The 24,883-nt window shown below is 44.1% G+C and carries 31 protein-coding genes and 1 pseudogene; 2 read left to right on the top strand and 30 right to left on the bottom strand.

The features are described 5' to 3' along the window. Positions 1 to 45: 45 nt before the first annotated feature. From MHB82_RS08055 to MHB82_RS08015, 9 genes are all read right to left on the bottom strand, one after another. Positions 46 to 537, bottom strand: a complete 492-nt coding sequence (locus tag MHB82_RS08055) for a GtrA family protein (protein WP_341174386.1) — start codon at positions 535 to 537, stop codon at positions 46 to 48. Next, positions 534 to 1,061: a glycosyltransferase gene (locus MHB82_RS08050; RefSeq protein ID WP_341174385.1), complete on the bottom strand. Its 528-nt coding sequence runs from the start codon at positions 1,059 to 1,061 to the stop codon at positions 534 to 536. Before MHB82_RS08050 ends, MHB82_RS08055 begins: the two co-directional genes overlap by 4 nt. Positions 1,062 to 1,063: 2 nt before the next feature. Beyond that, positions 1,064 to 2,056 (bottom strand): phosphodiester glycosidase family protein, encoded by a 993-nt coding sequence (locus tag MHB82_RS08045; protein WP_341174384.1) that lies wholly within the window; start codon positions 2,054 to 2,056, stop codon positions 1,064 to 1,066. A 231-nt stretch (positions 2,057 to 2,287) separates the two neighbouring features. Further along, positions 2,288 to 3,244 (bottom strand): radical SAM protein, encoded by a 957-nt coding sequence (locus tag MHB82_RS08040; RefSeq protein ID WP_341174383.1) that lies wholly within the window; start codon positions 3,242 to 3,244, stop codon positions 2,288 to 2,290. A gap of 226 nt (positions 3,245 to 3,470) precedes the next feature. Next, entirely contained in the window at positions 3,471 to 4,040 is a 570-nt protein-coding gene (locus tag MHB82_RS08035; RefSeq protein ID WP_341174382.1) for a GNAT family N-acetyltransferase, read from the bottom strand. 78 nt (positions 4,041 to 4,118) lie between these two features. Next, a complete protein-coding gene (locus MHB82_RS08030) occupies positions 4,119 to 4,775 on the bottom strand; it encodes a pyridoxine/pyridoxamine 5'-phosphate oxidase (RefSeq protein ID WP_341174381.1) in 657 nt (218 codons plus the stop codon). A 448-nt stretch (positions 4,776 to 5,223) separates the two neighbouring features. Beyond that, positions 5,224 to 5,838, bottom strand: a complete 615-nt coding sequence (locus MHB82_RS08025; protein ID WP_341174380.1) for a histidine phosphatase family protein — start codon at positions 5,836 to 5,838, stop codon at positions 5,224 to 5,226. Positions 5,839 to 5,872: 34 nt separating this feature from the next. After that, positions 5,873 to 6,280, bottom strand: a complete 408-nt coding sequence (locus MHB82_RS08020; RefSeq protein ID WP_341174379.1) for an Imm7 family immunity protein — start codon at positions 6,278 to 6,280, stop codon at positions 5,873 to 5,875. A 93-nt stretch (positions 6,281 to 6,373) separates the two neighbouring features. Continuing rightward, the gene (locus tag MHB82_RS08015) at positions 6,374 to 6,880 is read right to left on the bottom strand and encodes a DUF2569 domain-containing protein (protein ID WP_341174378.1); all 507 of its coding nucleotides are present in this window, start codon (positions 6,878 to 6,880) and stop codon (positions 6,374 to 6,376) included. A 358-nt stretch (positions 6,881 to 7,238) separates the two neighbouring features. On the opposite strand from MHB82_RS08015, the gene MHB82_RS08010 reads away from it, so the two are divergent. Further along, complete coding sequence (locus MHB82_RS08010; RefSeq protein ID WP_341174377.1) at positions 7,239 to 8,177, top strand: hypothetical protein; 939 nt, start codon at positions 7,239 to 7,241, stop codon at positions 8,175 to 8,177. Here the strand turns inward: MHB82_RS08010 and MHB82_RS08005 are convergent. The 10 genes and pseudogenes from MHB82_RS08005 to MHB82_RS07960 form a co-directional block, all read right to left on the bottom strand. Then, positions 8,174 to 8,491 carry an RNA polymerase alpha subunit C-terminal domain-containing protein gene (locus MHB82_RS08005; protein WP_341174376.1) on the bottom strand — a complete coding sequence of 106 codons (318 nt, stop codon included), beginning with the start codon at positions 8,489 to 8,491 and terminating at the stop codon, positions 8,174 to 8,176. The genes MHB82_RS08010 and MHB82_RS08005 overlap by 4 nt on opposite strands. A gap of 81 nt (positions 8,492 to 8,572) precedes the next feature. After that, on the bottom strand, positions 8,573 to 9,310 hold the full coding sequence (locus MHB82_RS08000) for an alpha/beta hydrolase (RefSeq protein WP_341174375.1): 738 nt from the start codon (positions 9,308 to 9,310) through the stop codon (positions 8,573 to 8,575). Between the two features lie 131 nt (positions 9,311 to 9,441). Further along, entirely contained in the window at positions 9,442 to 9,753 is a 312-nt protein-coding gene (locus tag MHB82_RS07995) for a hypothetical protein (protein ID WP_341174374.1), read from the bottom strand. A 26-nt stretch (positions 9,754 to 9,779) separates the two neighbouring features. Further along, positions 9,780 to 10,813 (bottom strand): annotated as a pseudogene (locus MHB82_RS07990) (alpha/beta fold hydrolase). A 55-nt stretch (positions 10,814 to 10,868) separates the two neighbouring features. Continuing rightward, positions 10,869 to 11,381 carry a DUF4275 family protein gene (locus MHB82_RS07985; RefSeq protein ID WP_341174373.1) on the bottom strand — a complete coding sequence of 171 codons (513 nt, stop codon included), beginning with the start codon at positions 11,379 to 11,381 and terminating at the stop codon, positions 10,869 to 10,871. A gap of 60 nt (positions 11,382 to 11,441) precedes the next feature. Then, positions 11,442 to 11,981 carry an NUDIX hydrolase gene (locus tag MHB82_RS07980; RefSeq protein ID WP_341174372.1) on the bottom strand — a complete coding sequence of 180 codons (540 nt, stop codon included), beginning with the start codon at positions 11,979 to 11,981 and terminating at the stop codon, positions 11,442 to 11,444. Positions 11,982 to 12,135: 154 nt separating this feature from the next. Then, positions 12,136 to 12,813 (bottom strand): ABC transporter ATP-binding protein, encoded by a 678-nt coding sequence (locus MHB82_RS07975; RefSeq protein ID WP_341174371.1) that lies wholly within the window; start codon positions 12,811 to 12,813, stop codon positions 12,136 to 12,138. Then, positions 12,810 to 13,934 carry an ABC transporter permease gene (locus MHB82_RS07970; RefSeq protein ID WP_341174370.1) on the bottom strand — a complete coding sequence of 375 codons (1,125 nt, stop codon included), beginning with the start codon at positions 13,932 to 13,934 and terminating at the stop codon, positions 12,810 to 12,812. Before MHB82_RS07970 ends, MHB82_RS07975 begins: the two co-directional genes overlap by 4 nt. A 65-nt stretch (positions 13,935 to 13,999) precedes the next feature. Next, entirely contained in the window at positions 14,000 to 15,376 is a 1,377-nt protein-coding gene (locus tag MHB82_RS07965; protein ID WP_341174369.1) for a sensor histidine kinase, read from the bottom strand. Further along, the gene (locus MHB82_RS07960; protein ID WP_095289417.1) at positions 15,373 to 16,050 is read right to left on the bottom strand and encodes a response regulator transcription factor; all 678 of its coding nucleotides are present in this window, start codon (positions 16,048 to 16,050) and stop codon (positions 15,373 to 15,375) included. The genes MHB82_RS07965 and MHB82_RS07960 overlap by 4 nt, the downstream gene beginning before the upstream one ends. A gap of 342 nt (positions 16,051 to 16,392) precedes the next feature. On the opposite strand from MHB82_RS07960, the gene MHB82_RS07955 reads away from it, so the two are divergent. Beyond that, a complete protein-coding gene (locus MHB82_RS07955; protein WP_341174368.1) occupies positions 16,393 to 17,361 on the top strand; it encodes a cation diffusion facilitator family transporter in 969 nt (322 codons plus the stop codon). Between the two features lie 132 nt (positions 17,362 to 17,493). Here MHB82_RS07955 and MHB82_RS07950 read toward each other — a convergent pair whose 3' ends face one another. From MHB82_RS07950 to MHB82_RS07900, 11 genes are all read right to left on the bottom strand, one after another. Further along, entirely contained in the window at positions 17,494 to 17,781 is a 288-nt protein-coding gene (locus MHB82_RS07950; RefSeq protein WP_110757369.1) for an SHOCT domain-containing protein, read from the bottom strand. Between the two features lie 135 nt (positions 17,782 to 17,916). Continuing rightward, a complete protein-coding gene (locus MHB82_RS07945) occupies positions 17,917 to 18,306 on the bottom strand; it encodes a hypothetical protein (RefSeq protein WP_341174367.1) in 390 nt (129 codons plus the stop codon). Positions 18,307 to 18,471: 165 nt separating this feature from the next. Further along, a complete protein-coding gene (locus tag MHB82_RS07940) occupies positions 18,472 to 18,972 on the bottom strand; it encodes a DUF6985 domain-containing protein (protein WP_341174366.1) in 501 nt (166 codons plus the stop codon). Between the two features lie 15 nt (positions 18,973 to 18,987). Beyond that, positions 18,988 to 20,028, bottom strand: coding sequence for a hypothetical protein (locus MHB82_RS07935; RefSeq protein WP_341174365.1), 1,041 nt, complete (start codon positions 20,026 to 20,028; stop codon positions 18,988 to 18,990). A gap of 206 nt (positions 20,029 to 20,234) precedes the next feature. Next, positions 20,235 to 21,089: an MBL fold metallo-hydrolase gene (locus MHB82_RS07930; protein ID WP_341174364.1), complete on the bottom strand. Its 855-nt coding sequence runs from the start codon at positions 21,087 to 21,089 to the stop codon at positions 20,235 to 20,237. A 143-nt stretch (positions 21,090 to 21,232) separates the two neighbouring features. Continuing rightward, a complete protein-coding gene (locus tag MHB82_RS07925; RefSeq protein WP_255247985.1) occupies positions 21,233 to 21,604 on the bottom strand; it encodes a hypothetical protein in 372 nt (123 codons plus the stop codon). Between the two features lie 67 nt (positions 21,605 to 21,671). Beyond that, entirely contained in the window at positions 21,672 to 21,989 is a 318-nt protein-coding gene (locus tag MHB82_RS07920; protein WP_341174363.1) for a hypothetical protein, read from the bottom strand. A gap of 4 nt (positions 21,990 to 21,993) precedes the next feature. Beyond that, the gene (locus tag MHB82_RS07915) at positions 21,994 to 22,461 is read right to left on the bottom strand and encodes an NUDIX domain-containing protein (protein ID WP_341176610.1); all 468 of its coding nucleotides are present in this window, start codon (positions 22,459 to 22,461) and stop codon (positions 21,994 to 21,996) included. Between the two features lie 75 nt (positions 22,462 to 22,536). Further along, positions 22,537 to 23,313: a DUF4085 family protein gene (locus tag MHB82_RS07910; protein ID WP_341174362.1), complete on the bottom strand. Its 777-nt coding sequence runs from the start codon at positions 23,311 to 23,313 to the stop codon at positions 22,537 to 22,539. A 103-nt stretch (positions 23,314 to 23,416) separates the two neighbouring features. Further along, positions 23,417 to 23,962 (bottom strand): HAD-IIIA family hydrolase, encoded by a 546-nt coding sequence (locus MHB82_RS07905; protein ID WP_341174361.1) that lies wholly within the window; start codon positions 23,960 to 23,962, stop codon positions 23,417 to 23,419. Between the two features lie 357 nt (positions 23,963 to 24,319). Continuing rightward, positions 24,320 to 24,868 carry a GNAT family N-acetyltransferase gene (locus MHB82_RS07900; protein ID WP_341174360.1) on the bottom strand — a complete coding sequence of 183 codons (549 nt, stop codon included), beginning with the start codon at positions 24,866 to 24,868 and terminating at the stop codon, positions 24,320 to 24,322. Positions 24,869 to 24,883: the final 15 nt, after the last annotated feature.

Here is a 24,883-nt window from a genome sequence, read left to right as displayed (position 1 = left end):
TTCGATTGAAAAAAGAGCGCAAGCTATACGCTCACTCTCTCCTTGTTAATAGACAAATCTTCGCTGTGCCCAATAACTGAACAGGAAAACAGATACTTCCGTCAATACCTTGGCCGCAATCAGCGGGATAATCAGTTTTTCGTTATAGAAGTATAGCAGTCCGTAATTTAATAGCAGTACCAGGATGACTAAAGAGAAGTATTTGGGCAAAGACTGACGTACCTTCGATGTTCTTCCCCCGGCTGAAAATACATACTTCCGGTTGATCGTGTAGTTAAAAATCGAACTGCATAACCTTGCCGTGACAACTGACAGAAATAGATTATGCGTGAAATACTGGATGACAAACAGTAGTCCAAAATCGATCAGCGCGGACAGTACCGATGATGTACTGAACATGAGAATCGGCATATAAATGCGGAACGAGTCTACCAGCGGGCGAAAATGAGAAGATTTGTTATGATCCAGATATACGGTATCAATAAACTCCTCGGTGATTTCGTATCCCTCTTTGCGTGCGGTTAACAACATGTTCATCTCATACTCAAAACGATCCCCCGGGATCTGGCATAACCAGTCCAGCATCGAATAGGGAAAACCACGCAGACCAGTCTGTGTATCATATACTTTGGCCCCCGTCGTGAGAGAGAAGACCGCTCGTGTGACGGTATTACCAAAACGACTGCGTGCAGGAATCGTGCCGCTGAAGCGGCGGCTTCCGAGTACAATGCCTGTGTGGTTTGCTCCAGCAGCACATCGAAGATACGCCGGATATCATGCGGCAGATGCTGACCATCACTGTCGGCACATACGACGCCACCTTGTGGTCCGAATTCCTTGATGTACTGGAAGCCTGTCTTCAGTGCTCGTCCCTTGCCGAGATTCTCTGGATGAGTCAGCAGAGTGCATCCATACGCCTCGGCTGTCTCGAAAATCCCTCGGAATTCCTGGCCGCTGCCATCATCCACAATCACAATAGGCCCCAGTTGGAACGTCTGTAATTGCAAAATTAGATTTAATAAACGTACGTCCGGTTCGTAGGATGGAATTAATATGGTCATGATCATTGTCCCTCCTTGAGGTAAAGGATGTCACTTACGCCGCGTTCCTGATTTCTACCCAGCGGATTATTCACGACTCTACCCATGAAATACATCGTGGATGAACCACCGCCGTCCAGGTTATAGGCCTCGGTTGCTCCTAGGCCCTTCATTACATCCGCGAGCTCTGCCAGCGTCATCCCCCGGCTGTCATCCTGCCGTCCGTCCACGACAACAAATACATAATGATTCGGGGCAATCATGCCGATGGCCGTTCTCGGATTCGCATCCTGAATGGAACGATTACCGAAGTTGTTATCGATTTTCACACTGCTAAAATCACTTACGATCTCCCCGTCCTGAATCAGAATGGGTCCAAACGACAGCGTATTCGTTGCACCTTCGGCCAGCAGCTCCGAAGAGGAAACTTCCGTTTCGTTATATGTCTTCAACGTCCCGTCAGCGAACAGTGCCATCGCATCACGAACCGGATCATCCCGATATACCGTACTGTTGCGAATAATTACGCCATCACTACGAAAACCGTAGTAATCACCATTAATGGCAAATATCGCGTTGTTCGCTGCAGCAATCTCTGAGGTGTTTTCCGTAATATTCGTGCCGAAGCTGTTATCCGCCAAAGCCGAGCGCAGACTGCTTGCGTCCGTCATCTGAACATCTGCGACGTAATATGTAATCTGGTCCGCACCGGAGCCGGTCTGCACCTTCTCGATGCTCACCTGCATATCGTCACTGGAATAGTTCCAGTCATCTGAGGTTGCATTGGCCTCTGCTGCTGCGTTTGACGCATCATTTGTACTGCTGCTAGTGGCCGACGCGTTATCATCCGCCACGACCACTTCCACATGCCGGATCAGGTAACGGTCAGCCAGACTGTAGACAATTCCGCCGATTCCAAAGATAACGACAAGCGTGGCAATCAGCCATTTACGCCTTTTATTCGGGATTGCTTTTCTATGTGGATCTTTCGGATTGGGTTTATCATACATTCTCATCATTGAAGCCACCTCTTCATCATCTAAGTTCTTAAAGCCATGATAGGCGGGATAGCTTAAATGAATCTGAAACCTGTCGAAGGCAAAAAAAGGTTACCTGTTCCTCTCGGGAATCAGGTAACCTTCTAACCATTTCATGATAAATCGGTTGTACACGATAAGAACTCGTAATGGCATAAATGGACAATGTGTTAAAAATTAATTTCAATCATGGAGACTCGATATGGTTCACTACTCTCCTGCAAATAGTGCATCGTACGCAGGACATGGCCGCTTCTCCAGAAAATCCGCTAATGCGCGCGGCTGCTTGTCGTAAATTTCGTTCAATGGTGTTCCATGGTAGATGTTGCCGATGACGACCGGATGGCACAGCTCACAGATAAGAATGTCTCCGTTACCATGTAAATGCAGCTGTTTCGTCCCATCCACACAATTGGAAAAATACACCCCTGGCTGCTCGTGTAGCCCCAACAAATCAGCAAAGCGATCCATGCAGGTAAAATAGAGGGTTGTGTCTTCCTTCTTGTGTTCAATCAGCTCATTTACGGATCGAATAAGCGATTCCTTGGAAACGATATTGCTCCAATCGCTATGCGGCATCACAATACTGTTCTGAATCTCGTGAATGCGTACACCCAGATCATAGACCTTTTGGCTAATAGCCAACATATTCGATTGTGTTCCCTCAAACAGCAGGGTTTCCAGTACCGTCTCCAGTCCGGCTTCCGTACACAAACGGATATTGCGTTCCAGTCTCTCGTACATGCGTGGGTGAACACGATAGTATGCGGAATAAGCATCTGCATCAGTGTAGTTGAACGAAATATGAATATTGGACAACCCTGCATCACGCAACGCATGAATTCGCTCTTCCGTCAGTAAACTGGCATTTGTATTCAATTGCGTATCAATTCCATGAGCTGCACAATACGTAACAATATCCAGACAATCCTGATACTTGAGGGTCACTTCTCCCCCGGACAAGCGCACACGTTTCAACCTTGGGAGCTCACCGATGATCCGAATAACTTCCTGTGCATCAATACATTGTCCATCGTCCCGGTTATAGGCACAGCAATAGTCACACTTGAAATTGCAATTGGAAGTCACCCCGACTTCCAGTCCCTCCAGCTCGTATACACCGGGTGTTTCCAGCTCGAGTGATTTATATCTGTTTTTTGCGGTCAATTCCAAATACCTCCTGGTTCCCTCATCCCATGTGATTACAACCTGGAGATTATAGCGGAAGCATACAGGGTTCGGATATGACATTCTGTACGCTGAGTCCGAAAAAAATAAAACCCATCTCTCCGATCAGCGGGAATGGGTACGATTGTTCTAGCATTTAGATTATATAATTTAAAATTTGATGCCTTGCCCTTGGGAAGCTGCCTCTCTCAAACACACTCATGTACTATATCGAATGGAAATCTTCTTTTAGAATGGCGTACATCTTCAAGTCCCGAAGCTCATTTTTCACCTTCATATAATTTCGCAAAACACCCTCGAACTGCATGCCTACCTTCTCCATCACCTTGGCCGAACCTGTATTATCCACCATACACCTGGCTTGAATTCGCTCCAATCCTACTTCCTCGAATCCAAATTGGATGATCTTGCTTACGACTTCTGTCATAATGCCCTGATTCCAATACTGGTCGGACAACACATAGCCCAATTCTACTCTCATACTATTGCTGTCACAGCCCAAATAATTGCAGCTGCCAATCAGCCTTTTGGTCTGTTTATCCTCAATCCCCCAGGGCCCGAGCTTGTCCGCCTCATAACGATTCATGACAAAATCGATAAAACCTTTGGTATCCTCCTTACTCTGATGAGCTTCCCACGTGGTGAATTCGGCAACGGCAGGAACCGAGCAATAGCTGTACATATCGTCCAGATCATCGTAGGTGAGAGGGCGAAGCAAGGTGCGTTCGGTTTCCAATACGGGAAATGGGTCAAAATAACTTTCAATCGTATTCATACATGTCCCTCCCTAGAATATTAGAATAAAGAAACATACTAAACTCGTTTATAAAATGTACGTTCTTTTAATGTAAAGTCATGGCCACAATCGGTGCTGCTTCCACTGCCCGTCTTGCAGCTCATACCGAATTCTTGTATGCTTCCGCCCCGAATCCCCCTGCCAAAACTCTACTTCTCGAGCATTCACAGCATATAACCGCCAATGGGGCGAAACAACATCCGGGTCACGTTGAATCCGTTCCTTCTGAGCTTCAATGGAGCTATCCAATACTTCCTCGCTCTCCAATTCCTGACTCTGGCACCCTGTCATGGCAACCGCTCTGGCTCCAGCCGAGCGCTTCCGGAAGTCATCTGCTCCTGCTTCATTTCCCATATCCGCGGCTGTACCCCTTATACGAATCTGTCTCCCGAGCGCAGGCCAATAAAATGTCAGTGCCACGTGCGGGTTATCCTCCAACTGCCTTCCTTTCCGACTCTCGGAACTGGATGCAAAGTAAAACGCCTCATCAATGACATTTTTCAAAATCAATACGCGTGCATCCGGATAACCATCTTGATCCACCGTTGAGATTGTCATGGCATGAGGTTCCTTCACATTGGCCTTGATTGCCCCTTGCAACCAGTCCAAAAATAATTCCCCAGGACGGTCTGGCAAATGATGGATGTCCCAAGGAAGGAAAGGCCCAGACAATGCATGCAAGCTCCGCAACAACTCACTCGATTCACCGCTCATACGATCACTCCCGCCTTCCAATTCATTCCATTGTAGCGCGATTGTAACGTACTGGAAATAGAGAGTTTTAGAATAATACAATAAAATATCGTCATAACTAAGAGGGCAGATGTGCTCAACTTATAAATACGTTCTGTTAATACTTTAGCTTAATTGACCTTCCGGTTAACTAGATAATATCTATTTCTTACTCTTAATATTCACCCTAATAAATGCAGCAATCGCCATAATCCCAGCTGATACAGATGACCTGATTTTCAATTGTGCAATATCCGAAAAATCTGTTGGCGGATTAAACAGCATGCTACATAAATAATATAAATACACGACTATAGAGATAACCAAGACTACATTTGCAATTCTTTTTTTCAACAAAATTGATCCCTTTCTTGTATGATTTCAACTTTCATTTGTCTGTACCTAAGAGTTCTCCTCCTCTGAACCAAATTCAACCCAAATGGCTCACCATATTCATGCTGCTCAATCTCCAACCGTTCACACTCTTCTCAATCGTGTGCATACTAGTATGATCGATCGCATGAAAGCTGGATTTATTGCTCCATTCCCGCTTATCGAGCAGATAATAGAGGATATTAATCACTCCGCCGTGCGTAATCAACAGAACATTAGACTGTATCTTTTGCTCCTCCATGTCTCTGCAGAGTGTATCGAAAGATGCACAGATTCTGTTATAAAAATTCCGTGGACTTTCTCCTCCTGGAAAAGGAGAATCCATCTCAAGAGCATTGAAATAAACTCCGGGGTAATTCTTTTCAGCCTCCTCATGAAGCATTCCCGCCAAATATCCATTATTCATCTCTCGCCAACCTTTCACAAAGCTGCCCGAAATATTTAATTTCTGCTCAATCTCCCTTGCCGTCTGTACTGCACGAGGAAGATCACTACTTTTAATCGTATGGATATCATACTGCTCAGCATGATGTTGTAGATAATCGCCGAGTTTTTCGGATTGAATGATCCCTTGTTCCGTAAGCCCCCGCTTACTCCATCCACCTCGATACCCTTCATCATCCGCGCCATGTCTTACTAGAAAGATCTTCAAGGCTATTCCTCCTTAACCTGTGTTTTAGCTAGTTTTAATCATCTCTAGACGGATCATATGAATCCTCTACTGCTGGTATGTAAGGTGACAAGAACGGATCTTTCACTTTCTCCAGCTTCCCACGTGCCAACTTCCATACTACAAATTGATTTTCATTGATATCATCTCCAGCCTCATCATCATGAACATATAGGAGTCCATAAGCCCCCGGTAAATGAGTTGCAATCCATTCAAAAATCTCAAGAACATACACTGCATAATGATTGTGCAGCCCTGTTATTAAAAATGAATCCTGACCGTTACATCTCTTAATTATGGATAGATTCATCTTGTCAGTTTCCTTGATGTATTGTTCGAATTGTAAAAAAGCCTCTTCTTGCAGTTGTTCATTCGTATCATGTGTATGATATCTCAGAACAGCCCACCCATGAAATTCATACATAAGGTAATTCTCCTTTATGTCTATCAAATTTGCTAAACAAACCCCGACCTCAGATGGTTTTTATCCAAGATCGGGGCCTTTGGTTCTTACAATTTAATTTACAAAAGTATTACGAACTCGGACTGATTTTACAAAATAAGGAATCCAGATTGCGCAAGTGAGAACTGACTTCGCAATTTCTCTCATCGAGCTTCCATCCTCAAGATCACTCGCCATCGGAATCTGAAGTAACAACAGATAATCCATGATGCCCACGACCAAACTGACACTATAGAAGATAATCATAAGACGTGGCAAAATAGCCTTTTTACTATAAAATGCATAGACCGTATACAAACTAAACAATAGAAATAGCACGTTATATACCAGTTCAAAAATGAGTACAGGTCCCCATAACGGATGATAATAATCTGATTGTTTGGAAGTTAGCAGCTCCCATGTTTCTGTCGTAAATATGGGCACGATTTGTTGAATCAATTGCACTGCGAGCAGAACAATCGTAAGAAGGAGACCAATTTGGATGAGGATCAGCCATCCTCCTAATCCCGACACGCCCAGTGGTCGATAGTCTCTCTTCTGCTCTTCAATAGGTGGTTCCACGGATAACACGTCCTTATACTGTTTTGTCATTCTGAGATGAATCATTTCTCATCATTTTCAAACCTACAATTGCCCCTACCTTTCCTTACTTCTCGTACGTTCTATGTACTAACTCCTTCATTACAAATACGTTCCTCACCTTCCTCGATTATAAAAATTTACACAGCTTCCTTATTATACTACAAGCTAAAATAAACTAATACAGCATATCAACCATCCATTAATTCCACAATGTAGAGGTAAAAGAAGACCTCTTCGCTATACTTATGCCATGTTCAGCCCTTCATTTGTACGTCATAATTTACTTCATCAAGTGCAGATGAGACTTCTGCATAACGGAATGAAGGAGGACAAGGATATGTCCAAACAAAACATAAAACTAATGCCTTTTGCTGACCTCTCAGCATATATTGGTGGTTTCAAGATCGTTTCCACGCAGTGGGGTGCAGATGGGAAGGTGTACATTCTGTTAATAAATCAAGTGCCGGAGAGAGAACGGAACATGTTCGTTCAGACCCATTTAAATCAAACCTACACCTACAAAGTTCTAATAGTATCTGAGAAACATGTAGAAGATGTCGTGATCTGGGGACAAACCTACAATTATCATTATGTCCAGCCGCTGCATGATCATCTTTTGCTTGTCGGTGCGCGCTGTACCTACTACGGTAATGATCAGTATGACCTGAATGCCAGAGTGTGTGATATGAATGGAAAGCCAATTCGGGATTTTCTGTTAGGGGACGGGATTCAGAGTGTCCAGGTGACAGGGAATGGAACGATCTGGACCAGTTACTTTGATGAAGGTGTATGCGGCAATTACGGATGGAGCGATCCGATTGGTTCCTGCGGTCTGCTGGCCTGGGATGAGCAAGGTAACAAACTCTATGAAAACCGCGAAGCTGATATCGCCGATTGCTATGCACTTAATGTCGTGAATGAGGATGAGGTATGGTTTTATTATTATACTGATTTCGAACTTGGTTGTGTCTCAGGGAGTACCGTGGATTCCAAGGTCACGTTTGTGAAACCGAACATATCCGGCTCTTCCGGATTCAGTACGGATGGTTATCACTTTTTGTTCGATGCTGGATACGGTAAACACGGGACGTTTGTTCTCAAAAAAATGGATAAGCCAGGACGACTGACGAAGGGGCAAAAGATTGAATTGGTTAACGAAGCCAATAAACCATTGAAACAGGCACGGCAGGATTTTCGTGAGCAGCGACTGCTCCTTAGCGAAGGGAATTTACTGTACCAGCTGACAATCGAAGAGCTGATTTCTAGTCTGGATTAATGGTCATGGAGCGGAGAGGGTAATCTCGCAAAGGACAAACCCTCTTCCTCCAGTGCTTGTCTAAGTTTCGGGATCGCAGACGGCCCTATGCCATGAAGCTTCAGGATCTCTTTCTCGGTATACTTCGAAAGTTCAGCCAACGTTGTAATCCCTTCATTTTCTAAGGCACGTCTGGCAGGTGCAGACAATAAGGCCAGAAATCCTTCTTTCGGTTTACGTTCAGATTCGCAGATCGGACAAGTTGGGCAGTCACTTTTTTTGTAATACGAATGTCCATGTTCACATGTTCTTCGTGTTCCTTTGTCGTTTGTCATATGAGATCTCTCCTTCCGAGTTACACTTTCATCCAACTTTCAACCTCCGGGATAATACGATCATATCGTTTTAACAAAGCTTTACTGTTCTACATGCACATATCTCTCCATCCACTCTTTTGCCTCTTGCAGCATCCCCAACGTTATTTGATGATTTACGCCAGCATACTCAACGAATTTAAGTGATTTTTGATTATCATTTACAGTCATGCCTTCCATAAAGTATCGCTGGCTTTCGATAGAAATGGTTGTATCTTCTTTTCCATGCAGCAAGAGGAATGCTTGGTCATTAGAAGCGTCAATATTGAACAAAGGATCATATTTCCTGATATTTTCGGCTTCGATTGCACTCATCGGACTCCTCCCATCATGTACACGGAAAATCTCCTCAGACCTTAACCAGGCACAAGAAGCATTCATGACCACTGCAGAGTTTACATTTGAATTGGTCGCGCAAACCCCACCTGCAATAAATCCACCAGCCGAATTCCCAATAATGCCCACAGGGTGGTCGTTCATATTCAGGATATCTGTAACGATAGTGCTTGCCTCTTCAACCGCTTGTATCACGACTGACCAAAAGTATTGTTGTAAAATAACGGTATCGAAGTACGCTAGATTCCCACGTTCACCGTGGTGAGGCAGCTCAGGGATGACCACTTTGTATCCCCAGTCCGAGACCATTGATCTAAAAAACAGATAGTCTCGTATATTGGACCCCCAACCATGATATAGGATGATTGTGCCTACAGGGGGTAAGTATGGATCTATCTGTAAGCAAGGCACTCCAACAATGGTACATTCATTTATTATTCTCATAATCCCTCGCCATACTTGATTATTAGGTTGATTTATCGGAAATATGCTATGAAGTACTTTCCCACACTATCATTTAATATTTTCACTGCTTCTGGTATTTTTCTGGAATTGACATGATCCTTTTGTCCTCTCTATTGTTCTTGTGCATTGTGGCCTACCAATTGGTTCTCAACTAAATAATCCTTTAGTAACTTTAGGTATTCTTTGCACGTCCTAATATAGTCCGTCTCTTCAAAGTCTCTAGCTTCCAGTTCCTTGTTAGCTCTGTTTAGCATAACAACTATACCGTCATACGAACCGCTGACTAACAGAGCTATTGAATGATTTATTGCGGTTATTAAATTATAATGTGAGGAATTTCTTCTAAGGCCATATACGGGCAACATATCTTTGGAATTCAATTTAAGAATGAGTTTCCATATGTTATCGTCAATTGTCTTCACAAACTAGCCCCCTAATTTCTTAATCATTAGTAAGACTTATACAACTCCATCAACCACGCAGCGAGCTGTTCCTTTTCCTCAAACTGAGGATAGTGTGCCGGATGTTCAAACACCTTGAACTCTTTGACTGGAGCCTCCAGCTCATTGAAATATTTCTGTGCCGCATTCACGGACGTCATATAATCATATTTTCCCATGACAAAGTATGTCGGAATCTCCAGCTCTTCTACAAGGTCGGGTAAGTGCTGGCCTGATTCCTCCTTCAAAAGCAGTTCCTGGGTAGCCTGAATGCCCATGAAGTATCGAATGACATCCAGTGCATTGTATTCAGGACCAAACAGGAAGCCGAGTATATAATCCCTATTTTCATCGATCTGTCTGGCTGCACCGCCGTATTTACGCACCATATTCCTTGGCGTATACATCTCCCCTCGCTCAATTGAACCTCGTAGACGTTCCAGACTTGCCACGTCCTCTGCATGACCAGCCTTCTTCGCCTGAGCAAGGGTATAATTCTGTCCAGCTCACTCTGCACGTGATCAGCAACTTGCCCGATACCGATGTAAGCATTGAATTTGTCTGGTGCCTTGGCTGCAGCTTTCGTTCCTATGTATGTACCAAATGAATGACCGACCAAACTGACCTTATCCTGTCCAAGCTCAGCGGTCACATAATCGGTTAATGCCAATAAATCCTCTACAAGCACATCCGTTGTCAACTCCGAATAATCCTCCAGAAAGTGATAAGACTTTCCGCTCCCGCGTTGATCATAATGCACAATGGTAAAATGCTGTTCGAGCTCCTTTTGATATTTTCTGACATAAGGAATTTCGGAGCATCCCGGACCACCGTGTACAAAGATAAGGATAGGATTGTCCCGATTCGTTCCCCGAATCATAACCTCGTGGCCTGCGCCGTTAATCACAACCTGCCCCATCGTACTAATGCTGTTCTCTCCCCTGATTCCTGGTGTCCATGTCGGAAATATAAGCGAGAGTAAGACCATAAGCAAAATGAGAATCAGAAAGCGTTTGGATATTTTAACGAGCTTCTTACGCATGGGGATATCTCCTTTTGCACAATGATTCGTTGAAATGGAATTCTGCTGAGTACTGTTACTTTAATGGACTAATTTTATAAAAATAAGGCCCACACATGTCTTCGTGCGTATGTACGTAGGTCCAGGTAAACTCCTGGTCAAAGATATAGATATCTTGTTCAGAATCAAAGTCCGCTGCAACGACTGCCTTCGCATTCTCATAGACCTGGATCAACGGCGTATGTTGATACATGATATATAAATCATTTTTGAGCACGGCATCAAACGCATCTCGTGCTGAATCGCCCGTTAAACACGCTTGTTTCTGATAACTAAACATATGCCATTTATATTCGCTGTAGTAGATCGCTTCTTTTGCCTCGTCATCCAGATTGCCGGCAAATACCTCATCCCACTGCCGAGTAATGCTCTCCGATTCCTCACACAGTTCCGTCACCTGAACGCCCTTATTCTCCAGATTTTGTTCAAACATATATCTATGATATACAAGCTCGATCCGCGAGTACGCCACATTCAGTTCACTTTCAGGCAAAACGTCTAACATCTTGTTAATTTGTTCTCGAATCACGTTGACCTCCGTTTGAAATGAAATTAGGTGTGTCTTCGACCTGAGCCACATCCCTGTTTCTTACCGTCTAGCTTCTTCTCGCAATACATAAGCCAATTGGTACATCTCCGCAATATCATGTCTATTCTGCTCCTGGAATCTTCGAATAGCTTCAGTAATCTCTACAAGCTCTACGGCAATAACCTGCTCTCCATCCACCGGATTCAGCGGATCACCTACAAGTTCAACATCTCCATATCCAATCACTCTCAAAAAATGAGGATGCGGAATATGTGGTCGATACGGTTCAGTGGCACCAGATGTGCAATAGAACTGACCGAATATCCGATACAACTGCAGCTCCGCACCCAGCTCTTCCATCACTTCGCGCTTCAATGCATCCGGATATCTCTCTCCAGGTTCCAAGGTTCCTCCTGGCAACTCCCATTTGCCATTATCGAGTTGAAACACAACGCACTTCTTCCCGACGAACGGGATAATGCTCACGTTGCTCACCAGCGATTCATCCACGATATCGTTCAACCTGAACTCCGCTGTCACCGTCCCCCAATGAATAGAGGCACTCAGTGCCGGAAAATGTTCAATATTTAAGCTTGGCATCCGCATCAGCCCCTCTCTAGATAAAGTAAAATCTTCCACTTCATTCTTTCTTCAATTATAGATGAAAGGAAAGAAAGAAGGCCACCTTCCCTCATGGAATAGGTGACCTTCTCATCATAGATTCAGAGAACAATACTGTATCATGGCATGCGCCTTATTTGTGCACCAGTTTCCCGTTTTCCAAAAAGAGTACCCGATTACACAGCGGAAGAATCCGCTCATCATGCGTAACCATTACCGCACTCTTGCCCTGCTCTGCAACCAGCTTCGCAATCATGCCAACAATATCAAGCCCTCGTGCTGCATCCAGGCTGGCTGTCGGTTCGTCCGCCAGCAGCACAGCCGGATCATTCATCAACGCCCGCGCAATGGCAACCCGCTGACGTTCCCCGCCAGATAGTTTCTCAGCATATGCCTTACGGCGGTGAGATAAACCTACCGTATGAAGCAACTCATCCACTCGCTTTGAAGCCTTGTTCTTATCCGTTCCGGCAAGCTTCGCAACGACCATCAGCTGTTCTTCCACTTTCAGATAAGGAATGAGGTTGGCGCTTTGAAAAATAAAACCGAGCTGCTGAAGCCGCACATCGGAAATGTCCTGCTTATTTTTGCCCATGATGGATACACCATCAAGCAGAACCTGCCCCTCAGTTGGTTCAAGGAGTGCACCTGCAATGGACAGAAATGTACTTTTGCCTGACCCGGAAGGACCCATGACTGCGACGAGTTCCCCCTCGGCAACTTCAAGATCCAGCTGATCCAAAATCGTACGTTTGACCCCGCCATCCTCAAAGGTCTGTGTAATTTCATGCAATATCAATCGGTTTCTCATGCTGCTGTCCTCCCAATCGCATCAAGCGCATCAATTTTGGCAACCTTCCACACCGAGAATAACGAACCTGCCACAGACATGATTACAAATAAAGTGCAGGTCAGTGCCAGGGTGGACAAGCCTAATTGAAACGGCATCGAAGCTGGCAGGATGGACTCAAACAGTCGGACCAGCAGAACACTGATCACCAAACTGCCGACGGATAGAAGTAGAACTTGTAATGAAACACTGCCAGCCAGATACGTATTGCGCGTCCCGATGGCTTTCAAAATGCCAAATTGACTCGTTTTCTGAATGGTGATGACGTAGAAAAATACCGCGAGTACAAACGCCGAGATGACAAACAAAAAGGCGATCATCATGAGCAGCGAGCCCTGCTCTTCCTTATAGCCAGGTATGGCCGATACCGCATCGGACTTCGTAATCACTTCCGAATTCGGCAATGCAGCACTCAGGCTGTCAACCTTCTCACCAGCATCCTTAATGGCAATGGCATTGTATGACGAAGCATTATTGCCCGCTGTATCTGGACTAGTACGCGAACTTCCTTGCAATGCAAGCCATTCCTGTTCATTCAGGAACACAACCGGCGAGTGGCTAAAGGACTCATTTTGCACAAATCCACCGACTGTCCACTCCATCCCCGACGCTTGATCGACCAGAACGGTCCCAATGGTCACGCCGGACTCTGACAGCTTTTGGTCCACTGCAACTTGTCCGTCCTTCTGATCCGCAATCGAAACTCCTTCAGTGACGGTTGGCGCAAGCCAGCCTTCTGGGTTCACCATAAACAGAGTGACATCTATTTTCTTGGTGTCGTCAGCCGGGCTAACGGTTGTCATTTTCACACCCAGCGCCTCTGCATTATCTTGTCCTACCACTGAGCGCGACTGTTCAAGCTGATCCTGATTCACCTGGGACCGGGTAAAACGATGATTTGAATCCTGTTCGAGAACGAAATGGGTTGCTGCCATATTTTTGATCGACGCGGCGTTGTCATACGCCAGCCCCTGCGCAAGTCCTGTAACAAACAGTACCAAAAATGAAACCAGTACCATAATGGTAGCAATTAACGCATACCGCCCTTTGGCAAACCTCATCTCTCTAATAGCCAAGTACATATCTCTGACCTCCTCTTGATAAACCAAGTATAGGAGGTGAAAATGAACGGCAAATGAATAACAGATTACATCTGCGGAAGAGTCACAGTGAAGACCGTACCTTCGGCCGAACTGGAGACTTCAATTGTACCGTCATGAATCCGGACAATTTTCTGCACAATGGCAAGCCCGAGCCCAGTTCGACCAGAAGAACGCTCCCGTGCACGGTCCACCCTATAGAAACGATCGAACAGGAATGGCAGATGCTCTGCCGCAATCCCATCCCCCGTATCCCGAATTTGGATTACACAGAGAGTATCAATCTGCTCTGCTCGGATCTCGATGCTTCTTCCTTGCGGAAGATGATTCACTGCATTGCCCAGCAGATTCATCCATACCTGCATGAGCAGTACTTCATTACCAACCAGCTGGATGGATTCGGGTACCGATATCCGGAGCAGCAGCTCCTTATCTTCCAGCTGCCATTGCAGCACCTGAACGGCTTGACGGAATTGATCGCGCAAAGAGAATTCTTCTTTGGTCAGATCCTCTTGGCCTTGATCGAGAGATGACAGCAGCAGCAGCTGTTTGCTGAGCAACGAGAGATGGCGGCTCTCTTCCTCAATAATGGATGCATAGTGCTCCCTTTCCCGTTCAGGAAGATCCCGATCTGAGAGCAGTTGGGCAAATCCCTGGATCGAGGTCAGTGGCGATTGAATCTCATGCGAGACGTTCGATACAAACTGTTGACGCGCCTGATCTACCCGCTCCAGTTCATGACTCATGGTCATAAAGTGCTGAGCCAACTGCCCAATCTCATCCCGCCTCTTCGTGGGTAATTTCAGATTATAGTTCCCCTGTACAATACGCTTGGTCGCCTCCGACAGACGTTCAATTGGATTGACCAAGTAGCGCGTACTGATGAGAAAGATCAAGATACTAATACCTACCGTCAGTGCCCCAATCAGTGCAAAAAAGATACGCAGTTCACCAAATTGCAAAATGACGTCCGGACGCATAAACAGGCCATAGCTTGTATTTCCGATCTGAAGTTGAACACCAACGGTATTGCTTAGCTGATTGTCAAAGAAACCCGTAATGAAGGGTTTGCTTGGAAACTGGGCAACACCATGGTAGACCTCACCGTCAAGCACCATATCTACAGCTTGCTTGTCCAGATCCTTCCCGCGGAACTCGCTACCGTAGAATTCATCATTGCCCTTGCCATCTGTCACATAGATCTCGTAACCGAGAGCTGCGGCATTGTCCAGATACGGTTGCATCATGTCTGGCTCCCGCTCCACAAATTGCTTCATTTCCATGGCGATACCTACCAGCTTCTCGTCATTGAAGGACTTAAGCTTCGCATGATAATAGATATTGGATAAAAGAAAACCCAGCATGCCGCTGACTACAATGACAGCGATCGTAATGAGGAAGACTCGAACATACAAAGTCCTCAACGGGTCTTCACCTCCATCTTGTAACCGATCCCCCGCACGGTATGAATGACAAAGTCATCTGTATAATCAGCAAACCGATCGCGTAACCGCTTGATGTGCACATCCACCGTACGGTCATCTCCTTCGTAATCTGCGCCCCAGACAAGTCTAATTAATTCATCCCGCGAGAATAAACGACCTGGATATTGTGCCAGCTGGGAGAGCAGCTCGAACTCCTTCATGGGCAAAAACAGAATGGATTGACCATCAGATACTTCCACGTTATTCCGGTCAATCACTATGCGATTCATGCGAATGATATCACTTGACGTGCGGTGATAACGGCGAAACAGTGCCTTGACCCTATAGATCAACTCTTCGGGTTCGAACGGCTTCGTCACATATTCATCTGTACCTTTCAGATAACCCTCCCTCTTGTCGGATAGCTGGTCCCTTGCCGTTAGCAGCACAATCGGTATGTCATACTGCTGCCGGATGAAATCACATAGCTCCAGTCCGTCCATGCCTGGCATCATCACGTCCAGGATCGCCAGATCAATCGGTGTTTCCTTTATCAGCTTGACCGCTTCCATCCCATCCTGCGCTTCATGCACCTGATACCCCTCTTTGGTCATGACATGCCGAAGGAGTGCTCTAATGTTGGCGTCATCGTCCGCCAGAAGCAGGTGTTTCATATCTTTGTCCGCCCCTCTGTTTCTAAGTTGAATGTATAATGATCATATCCATTGGTTCGAATTTTTGTAACAAGTACTTCCGCACATGGATCCTGCACAGATGGTAGCACAAAAGCAAAGGCGTTCGCCAGCACATACCACTGGAAGCAATGCTTTCGTGTTTATATTTACTTGAATCTGGTTGACACTATTATCAAGCACATCTATAATAAAACCATAACATATGAACGAACGCTCATATATTCATTCGATTAATTAGATTCATGCAAGGGATATTCTAAGCCACAATAGCAATCATCATTATTACATAACGGAGCCATGCTCCAAAGGAGAGGATCTCGTATGTCCGGACATCACCACAATCACGACCATGGACACCATCATGCTCATCCCAATAACAAGAAAGTGCTACTGTTTTCCTTCATTATCATTACGCTGTATATGATCGTAGAAGCTGTAGGCGGCTTTGTGACCAACAGTCTGGCCCTCATCTCCGATGCAGGACATATGCTGTCAGACGCAGTCGCTCTGGGGATTGCCTTACTGGCGTTTACCTTTGGGGAAAAAGCAGTGAATACGGGCAAAACCTACGGATACAGACGATTTGAGATCTTGGCTGCCACCTTAAACGGAATTACCTTAATTGCCATTTCCCTATACATCTTTTACGAAGCGATCGGCCGCTTCATCCATCCACCAGAAGTAGCCACGGTCGGCATGCTGATCATCAGCATCGTTGGATTGCTCGTAAACATTCTCGTTGCTTGGATTATGATGCGCGGCAGCGATACGGAGAATAACCTCAATATGCGAGGTGCTTACCTGCATGTCATCAGCGATATGCTGGGGTCCATCGGGGCCATTGCGGCAGCACTGCTAATGATGTTCTTCGGCTGGGGCTGGGCAGATCCACTCGCAAGTGTAATTGTGGCCGTGTTGGTGCTGCGAAGCGGGTTCTTCGTAACCAAATCTTCCCTGCATATTTTGATGGAAGGCACCCCGGCGAATGTAGATGTCAATGACCTCGTGCAAACGATTAAAAAAGTAGACGGTGTCCATGGCGTTCACGATGTGCATGTATGGTCCATCACTAGTAACCTGAATGCACTGACCGCTCATATTGTAGTCGATGGAACATTGACCATCTATGAAGCTGAAACGCTTGTGCAGAAAATTGAACATATGCTGGAGCACAAAGATATCAAGCATGTCACCTTGCAGGTAGAGTCTGAGAAGCACCTTCACGACAGTTCAGTATTATGTACCGTTAAGGGCGACGCACCCGATGCGCACGCACATCATCACCATTGAGTATGGTGCAACATATAGCATTAAATTAAAAACAGGGCTGATTCCCTCAAGGGAATGCCCTGTTTTTGATTTGTGTAAATCTTCCTTCTGTTATTAGGTTGGCCCAAGCTCTAACCTACCAAAACCTCTGGATTACTTGTACTTAGAGAGTAGCTTCTGTTTCTTTTGATCAAATTCAAAATCAGTAATGATGTTTTTTTCCTTCAACTCACCTAACTGCAAAAGTTGTTCATGAACATTAACGGGCGGCTTCTTCAATTTATTTGCTCTAACCAAAACAACAATTGAAAAAGGTATTGCATACAACATGGTTAACAGCGCCAAAAATGCTGCATTATCTGGATCTTCTGGCCCTAAACCCAGTATCATAAATAATGTTAATGTGAATAACACGATCCCAATGGTCGACAATACTTTCAAAACAAATTCCTCCCAAACATTATGTACTTTCTAATTGACGAGATAACTGATTTTAATTGCGAAGCTTGTTTTGAATCTCTTAGCCTGTTCTTTATATTCTTCTTCGTTACTCATTCTTCCACTGGCAGAAGGTCTCTAACTTCCATTATTACATATAATGCAGCCATGGCAAGACAAGTACACTTCATGATTTTCGCATTTCGGGTATCCTGGCGGGATTGTCGGTTGATCATCATCCTCTTCAATCTCGGACCACTCCAGATAATTGTCCAGATTAACGTCGTCTCTATAGAACGCATGAATCATGGTATGAAATTGCTCCAAGCAGGGTATGAGCGACTCTTCTCGCGGTTTATAACTTAACCTCTCCCACCCCGCTCCAGCAATAGCATGTATAATCATACGGAGCATAAAATCCTTTTCCTCTTCAAAGGTATCTATGGACCAAGGCATCTCATCGATGTCGAAGCCAACCGTTCCGATGCCTACGACGGACTGATCCCTCTGGGCCAACCAGATGGTCATTTCCCTCTCACGGTTCGTCCTAGCGAGCATCGAGCCACTGATGGAGAGCACTTCTATAAACACTGATGTTAACCCATTTGACATTCCGAGGGATTCGATCACTGGTACAGCATGTTCAGGCATTGAAATGGTATTTCCGATTCTGCTCACCCCTTATAACCATTACTACTCATCCGATTCAGTCCAGATGGCAAATTCGCCATACCCCAAATACTCACGTACTTCAAGAACCTGCTGACCAAGCATAACAATCTCCATACCATTCTCCGTGTCCCAATCTGTGCTGCCACCTAGTATGGCTCCCAGGATCTTGTCCTTCGGATCAGCCGGATTCCGATAAAGTTCAACTTCGCCAACCGCCATGAACGCGAGAATCCCCCTGCCCTCCACTTCGGCCAAGCCTGCAGGGTAATCCGCCGTATCACTTGACATTTTCTCTGTTTTCCATTTGTGTGCCCGGTTGCATATGTCGTTAACGGTGTCGTCCGGCAAGCGATTCAGCACATTTTGGATATACCCCTCTGCTTCTTCTAAACGGATGTCTTCCGTATTAAATCGATACTCCACCTCGCATTGGAACAACTCAAGCAGCCCGTATCCAGACACCCGATTCTCATCTGCAGGATCTTCTGAGCCAACACGTTCCAGATGGAATCGTTGAGTCATACAGCCCCTCCTCCCTTAATCTCCGCCTCCGCCACAAGATGAGCAGCTGGATGAGCTGCAGGAAGAGTCAGAAGAGGAGCTACTGCACGATGAACCGGAATTTCCCGAGGAACCGCTGCTGTCGTTACAATGATCGGCATAACAGCTCGAACTGCTTGAACAACTGCTGCTTGACGAAGCTCCTTGGGCTGCCTTTTCCGGTGGGATAAGTTCCTGTTCGAGACGACCCATGTGCACTCCGTACGTTGCCTCATGATACATGGAGTGATATACCATGGCACTCGCCATGATGAGAGCCACATCGACCGAACCTGAGGATTCGAGGGATAGCTCTTTTTCGTTTAGACTTGCCGATCTCTGCAGCCTATCGATCAAATAAGAAATGACCTGTGCAGCTTCAGGATCTTCCTGCATGCGTCTCGTGTGGAAAAATTGATTCACCAATTCAGTTCGATCTCCCTGAGCGATCAGCTTCTGCATGTCACCGGATATCGGGTAGCTGAAGAACTCCCCCCAGATTGCGGAGCTATATGGAGTGAACTCGAATAATTGACAATACACCCAATCAAACCACGCCCGTGCTCCTGGATTCTCGCGGCGGGTAACTGCCGGCTCATGATGTACCGTGGAACCCATAAATTCCGCACAAAAATCAGCATAGGATTTCGTAAACATCAGCATTTCATGCCACAACTCGTCTACCTCATCACTAAACATCGGTACCTGCTTCAGCAAAGAAGCCATAACGAAGTATCTTTTCAGCTCGAGCAGCTTCCATCGATACTCCAGCTTTTTCATATGGGGATGTTCCTGCTCCATACGGAGCCTAAGTTTATTTGAAAAGTGCTTATTAAAGCTCTTCTCCAGTTGTTGAATGGTTTGCTCATAGGAAATGTCATCACGCAGTCCAAGATTCAAAGGTAATTTTTTGCGTCTATACGTAACTCTCGTGTGCCTTCTGCGTCTTCCTTTTGAACGAAAAATCCTGATCCTGAGCCGAATCACCAAGGCTGCAACCACCAGTAATCCTGCTGCAATGTAGTAGTAGATAGGCATAATAGAGCCTCTCCTCTCCGTTGTTCTTTTCTATGTATGGGTGAAACTCCCATTAGTATATATGACGATTCAAAACTATTAAAGAGCCCTTAGGCATACAAGCCAGGGCCCTTTAATAACATTGATCCTTCGATGTCGATGGACTTTCGGTAATCTGAATCGCACTCCACACGACATTAATGCCGCATTCGTACGTTTAAAACTTTCTACATATGTTGTAACTGTAATCGTTGATCGTTAACAAATGCTTGTAAAAAGAACATCTCGTTTTCATTGGGAGTCCGCTCATGTTCTTTCTCGAAGTTTGATATTGCGCTATCTAATGATGTAGATGTCACTGCTCTATTACAGGAAGTCAGCTCTCTCCAAAACACATCCATCTCATCCAGGTCACATATGGATTCATGCCCGAGTAGGAAATGATCCGCATCATACTTTTGAATATCCTCTATCATCGGTAACAACATAGCTTGCTTGTAATGAAACAATGAATTAGTTGTTGTTCCATAAGGGCTGTCTCCAAGGAAAATAGTCTTTGCATCCGGAATGTATACGATTGTTGAATCATCTGTATGTGTGCTCCGAATGGTTTCAATCCTACAGACCTTATTGCCCAAATCAAGTTCGAGAGAACCTTCAAAACTGATATCAGAATCATTTAATTGATACGAGTTTCTCATGGGTATTTCATTCTTGATGATCTCCATACAGTGAGAACTCATCTTGTTTGACTCGACATATTCATGGAGTGAGTGGTCATCAAAAGAAAAGTTTCTCCAGATGTTCATCATTTGTTGGGTTAAACGATTAACAATAATCGTCGCATTGAATTCATTCATTCCTAAAAAATGATCCCAATGCGCATGTGTGATAACCAGATATTTAATTGGGGGTACATCTAAACGGCTTATTTCCTGCAAAAATTCTTGGGCATGCTGAACCGAATTCCCGCCATCGATCACTAGACTATATTGATCTCCACATACTAATCCTAAAGTCGGTCTATCTTTATCATTCTGGTTAGATAAGTAATAGATCGATTCACTTAATTTATTTAACATGTCAATTCTCCTCTAATTGTATTGTTGGAGTAAGAGAAAAACCGCATGTTAATGGATATTAACTATGGATCTTTCTCGTTTTATCGATTTACCAATGGAATCACCCCGATTTCGTTTTTAGGTAGTACGTATGTAAATGCTTTTTAAGATAAGGCAATAATCAAACTGGTAATAAGGAGCAGCAGCGTTACCGGAGCCCAGATTCTTCGTTCCCACACGCTGCGTGTTATCAGATTTAGGATTGTTCCCAGCACCAGATACCCAACAATAAACCAAATTGCTGTATCTGCAAATGAAGACCACTCAGGCAATAACACACCCGCTCTACTCAGTACAACTAAACCAATGAATACGAGAATAGTGATCTGCAGTAAACAGGAAAAGCGCATTGGTGTCGGATATTTCCCGGGAAACTTCCCACCCATCGCCGCCTCTCCCCACGGCATACCTGCAGCGAGTGCCACTTGAAAGAGAATGACAATCAGAATTAGGACAGTAAACAATATCGAAGACACTAATATCACCAATTCACATCCCCACATAGTTTCTTTCTTTTCCTTATACTTTATTGATGCAAATCGTTCAGTATTCTTCAAACCACAATCGATAAAATTCTTCCGAAAACCAGAACCATATGAAACCCAGAATCACCATGATGCACCCTAATCCTTTTAATATCACTTCAATCGTCTTAGGGAGTTCCATGCTCGGCAAGTTTTCTTCAAATTCGCTATTCGGTTTTATGCCTCGATATCTCATCAGAACAAATAGTTTATAAAGAATATCGGGAAAGAAATAAACCACTATACCTGTCACAAATACCGGAATGGATAAGTAACCAAACGTACTGGCCGTCCATTCAATTTCAATTCCATTCATTTTCTTAGCAAATAAGTTCATTGGATTATCTATCAAAATGCGCTCGTTCTTCTTGAGTGGAACTGAAAATATAATCCGGGTAATGATTGGCTAAAGATGGAAGTTCATGCTCCCGGAAAAATTTCAAATCCTTCATCTCTTCATTATTTGATGTTAATTGCCCCGATTGGATTCTGCATTCAAATACAATGGTTAAATATTCAACTTGATGACCGTTATGGTATGTAAAACGTTGACCTTCTCCGCCGTAGACACCAATGATCTTTTCGGGCTCAACGACAAGACCTGTCTCCTCCAAAGCTTCTCTGACCATCGCTTGTGCCGGTGTTTCACCAATCTCAATCGCTCCAGCAATTAACCCCCATGTTGATTCATTATGTTTACGTCCACATAAGATCTCTCCATGTTCATTTCGAATAATACCAGCAACACCTGGCATAAATATGAGCTCATTCCCAATCTTAGCTCTAAGGTTTTTATAGTAATCCGACATACTCAATTTCAGTCCCCCCCTTTAGACACAGTTTATAAAATGCTACAACTGACATCATTCACACTTCGTTCTGTGTTACTCTTCTTCTACAACAATATCTTGGCACTGGATAATCAATTCAGACATTTCTTCACCATCAAAAAGCATATGTAGTTCATATCCATTTTCGATACAATACAGTTCTTGATATAGCCAGTACCTACCGACGATGTTCCCTTCTTGCTTAATGATCTCAGGTGCAATAAACGTAATCTTATTTAAATTCGTAAACCCTCCTCGGGTATCGAATCGTATGACCAAGTCCGAATCCGAGACCAATTCCGTCACGGTGCAATCATGAAAATGGACCTGGTTACGAATATGTTCAGGAATAGGTTCAGCTAGCTGCGCCTCCCTATACTCCTTCGAAATCAGCTGCATTTGAGCTTCATTTATTTTGCTCTGTTTTTTCAACTGCTGCATGACCTCTTTAGTGCAATAACCCAGGGCAAACACACGGATATCTGCAATTAAGTCATTGATCTCTTTCGGTAATTGTACAACCTTGTTTTGGCAACTCCATTCCAGATTACTTTTAAATTCTTGTTTGCTGCTTAACTCATCAAAAGGTGGCCTCGAATCGTAATCTGCAATTAACTTCTCTATATGCTCTCTTTCTTCAGCCGGCATATGATAAACCATCGTATCCTCTTCCGATACCTCATCCCCACTAATAAATTTCTCAGCACGCACAAGAACTGCACCATCTTGCTCTAACATAAAACGGGGGTCAACATTGTAAACATCTCGTTGAAACTTTACATGCTCTTTTTCTTTTCTTTTATATAACCGAAGATAAAGCTCTTCATCCATTTGTTGAGCTCCGCTGTTACTCACATACCAAAGTGAAGATGTGTTTGTTGGCAAAGTTCATACCACTCTTTTGTAAGATGTTTCATGCGTATTCTCTCCTATTTCAATTCTTCAATTTGGCTTGGATGATCCAATGAACTGCATCTAAAATATCTTCTGCTATGTACTCAGGTTCCGTTTCCATCCATTTGTTTCTATACGTTGTTAATGACGATTCTCCCCAGCCTGTTCTTACAAGAACCTTCATGGCTCCTACTGCGTGAGCTGCAAGCATATCCGTATCGCCTACATCACCAATAACGATACATCTTGATAAATCTAAATGGTGCTGCTGTGAAGCCTCCACCAACATGCCCGGTTTTGGTTTTCGGCAGCTGCATTCTTGTTCATGTGGGCATATATAGGCTTGATCGAATCCGTATTCACTAAATTGTTCTTCAAACTCTTGGATCGTTGCCTCTCCACGCGATATCCGATACTGATTCGTAATAGCAAATACCTTAATTCCATTTTTCTTCAGAAGTGCTATAGCTTCTTGTGCATTAGGGTATAACTCAAAATCTCTAGGGTGAATAAAGTGTCCTGTGCCACCTATGGTTCCATCTCTGTCCACAAAAACAGCTTGTATGTCCAAATTTGGTTTGATCATGGTTTATTCCTTTCTCCGTTAACTACCGGAATAAAATCATGTTAATTTTATAATAAATGTTATAAAATGTATTTAAAAATGAATAGGGGTGATTGTATGAACTTATCGTTTTTAGCTCTATTTTTTGTTGGGATTATAACCATTTATGCTATCGCATTTACTTTGCTAATTAAGCTGCTTGGAAGGAAATTTAAAGACAAATCCAACATGTATTTTCTTTATGCCTCAGTTATTCTAGTTATTCAATCTTATCTTCTAATCAAGGATTTTTCTGAAAATCAGTCTATACGCTCGGTCAATATCTTATTTTTCTTAATGGCGTTCATGCTGATTTTCCAAGGAATACAACGGAAGAAGTCAAAGATGTAGAAACTGCTTTTTCAATAGAGCATAGATAACCGTATCCACAAACTGATTCTTCCAATAATAATGTTCCTTTAAAATTCCTTCCTCTCTGAATCCAATGTTCTCAAGCAACTTTTTGGATCCCGTATTCTTTGGCTCTACATAGGCTTCAATTCGGTTTAATGCAAGATGGCTAAATCCAAATTCTATGATTCGTTGAATCGCCTCGGTCATATATCCTTGCCCCCAATACTCCGGTGCTAATTCATATCCTATGTGAGCTTTGTAATGATTTTTCGCCCAACCATGAAACCCACATGAGCCAATCACCTTGTTCTCCGATTTCAACGTAATTCCCCAGCGAATGGCCTGTTCTTGATTAAACCGATCGTTCCATCTATGAATGAGCTCTTCCGCTTGTTCAACACTCGTAAAACTCTCTACATCATAAAACTTCGTCACTTCATCTGAAGAAAAATAATGAAATAGATCTCTTGAATCTTCTTGTTTAATCTCTCTTAATACGAACCGAGCTGTCTCTAACATGGGAAATTGAGGCATATTCTTCTCCTTTCA

The organism is Paenibacillus sp. FSL K6-2862, from assembly GCF_038005125.1.
GTDB classification, from domain to species: Bacteria; Bacillota; Bacilli; order Paenibacillales; family Paenibacillaceae; genus Paenibacillus; species Paenibacillus illinoisensis_A.
This window is presented reverse-complemented; position numbering and strand designations above follow the sequence as displayed.

Coding starts and splice junctions, on each gene's coding strand:
- MHB82_RS08055 (WP_341174386.1), bottom strand. CDS start 537: ATGAACATGTTGTTAACCGCACGCAAAGAGGGATACGAAATCACCGAG.
- MHB82_RS08050 (WP_341174385.1), bottom strand. CDS start 1,061: ATGACCATATTAATTCCATCCTACGAACCGGACGTACGTTTATTAAAT.
- MHB82_RS08045 (WP_341174384.1), bottom strand. CDS start 2,056: ATGAGAATGTATGATAAACCCAATCCGAAAGATCCACATAGAAAAGCA.
- MHB82_RS08035 (WP_341174382.1), bottom strand. CDS start 4,040: ATGAATACGATTGAAAGTTATTTTGACCCATTTCCCGTATTGGAAACC.
- MHB82_RS08030 (WP_341174381.1), bottom strand. CDS start 4,775: ATGAGCGGTGAATCGAGTGAGTTGTTGCGGAGCTTGCATGCATTGTCT.
- MHB82_RS08020 (WP_341174379.1), bottom strand. CDS start 6,280: ATGTATGAATTTCATGGGTGGGCTGTTCTGAGATATCATACACATGAT.
- MHB82_RS08010 (WP_341174377.1), top strand. CDS start 7,239: ATGTCCAAACAAAACATAAAACTAATGCCTTTTGCTGACCTCTCAGCA.
- MHB82_RS08005 (WP_341174376.1), bottom strand. CDS start 8,491: ATGACAAACGACAAAGGAACACGAAGAACATGTGAACATGGACATTCG.
- MHB82_RS08000 (WP_341174375.1), bottom strand. CDS start 9,310: ATGAGAATAATAAATGAATGTACCATTGTTGGAGTGCCTTGCTTACAG.
- MHB82_RS07980 (WP_341174372.1), bottom strand. CDS start 11,981: ATGCCAAGCTTAAATATTGAACATTTTCCGGCACTGAGTGCCTCTATT.
- MHB82_RS07975 (WP_341174371.1), bottom strand. CDS start 12,813: ATGAGAAACCGATTGATATTGCATGAAATTACACAGACCTTTGAGGAT.
- MHB82_RS07970 (WP_341174370.1), bottom strand. CDS start 13,934: ATGTACTTGGCTATTAGAGAGATGAGGTTTGCCAAAGGGCGGTATGCG.
- MHB82_RS07960 (WP_095289417.1), bottom strand. CDS start 16,050: ATGAAACACCTGCTTCTGGCGGACGATGACGCCAACATTAGAGCACTC.
- MHB82_RS07955 (WP_341174368.1), top strand. CDS start 16,393: ATGTCCGGACATCACCACAATCACGACCATGGACACCATCATGCTCAT.
- MHB82_RS07945 (WP_341174367.1), bottom strand. CDS start 18,306: ATGACCATCTGGTTGGCCCAGAGGGATCAGTCCGTCGTAGGCATCGGA.
- MHB82_RS07940 (WP_341174366.1), bottom strand. CDS start 18,972: ATGACTCAACGATTCCATCTGGAACGTGTTGGCTCAGAAGATCCTGCA.
- MHB82_RS07935 (WP_341174365.1), bottom strand. CDS start 20,028: ATGCCTATCTACTACTACATTGCAGCAGGATTACTGGTGGTTGCAGCC.
- MHB82_RS07930 (WP_341174364.1), bottom strand. CDS start 21,089: ATGTTAAATAAATTAAGTGAATCGATCTATTACTTATCTAACCAGAAT.
- MHB82_RS07920 (WP_341174363.1), bottom strand. CDS start 21,989: ATGAACTTATTTGCTAAGAAAATGAATGGAATTGAAATTGAATGGACG.
- MHB82_RS07915 (WP_341176610.1), bottom strand. CDS start 22,461: ATGTCGGATTACTATAAAAACCTTAGAGCTAAGATTGGGAATGAGCTC.
- MHB82_RS07910 (WP_341174362.1), bottom strand. CDS start 23,313: ATGGATGAAGAGCTTTATCTTCGGTTATATAAAAGAAAAGAAAAAGAG.
- MHB82_RS07905 (WP_341174361.1), bottom strand. CDS start 23,962: ATGATCAAACCAAATTTGGACATACAAGCTGTTTTTGTGGACAGAGAT.
- MHB82_RS07900 (WP_341174360.1), bottom strand. CDS start 24,868: ATGCCTCAATTTCCCATGTTAGAGACAGCTCGGTTCGTATTAAGAGAG.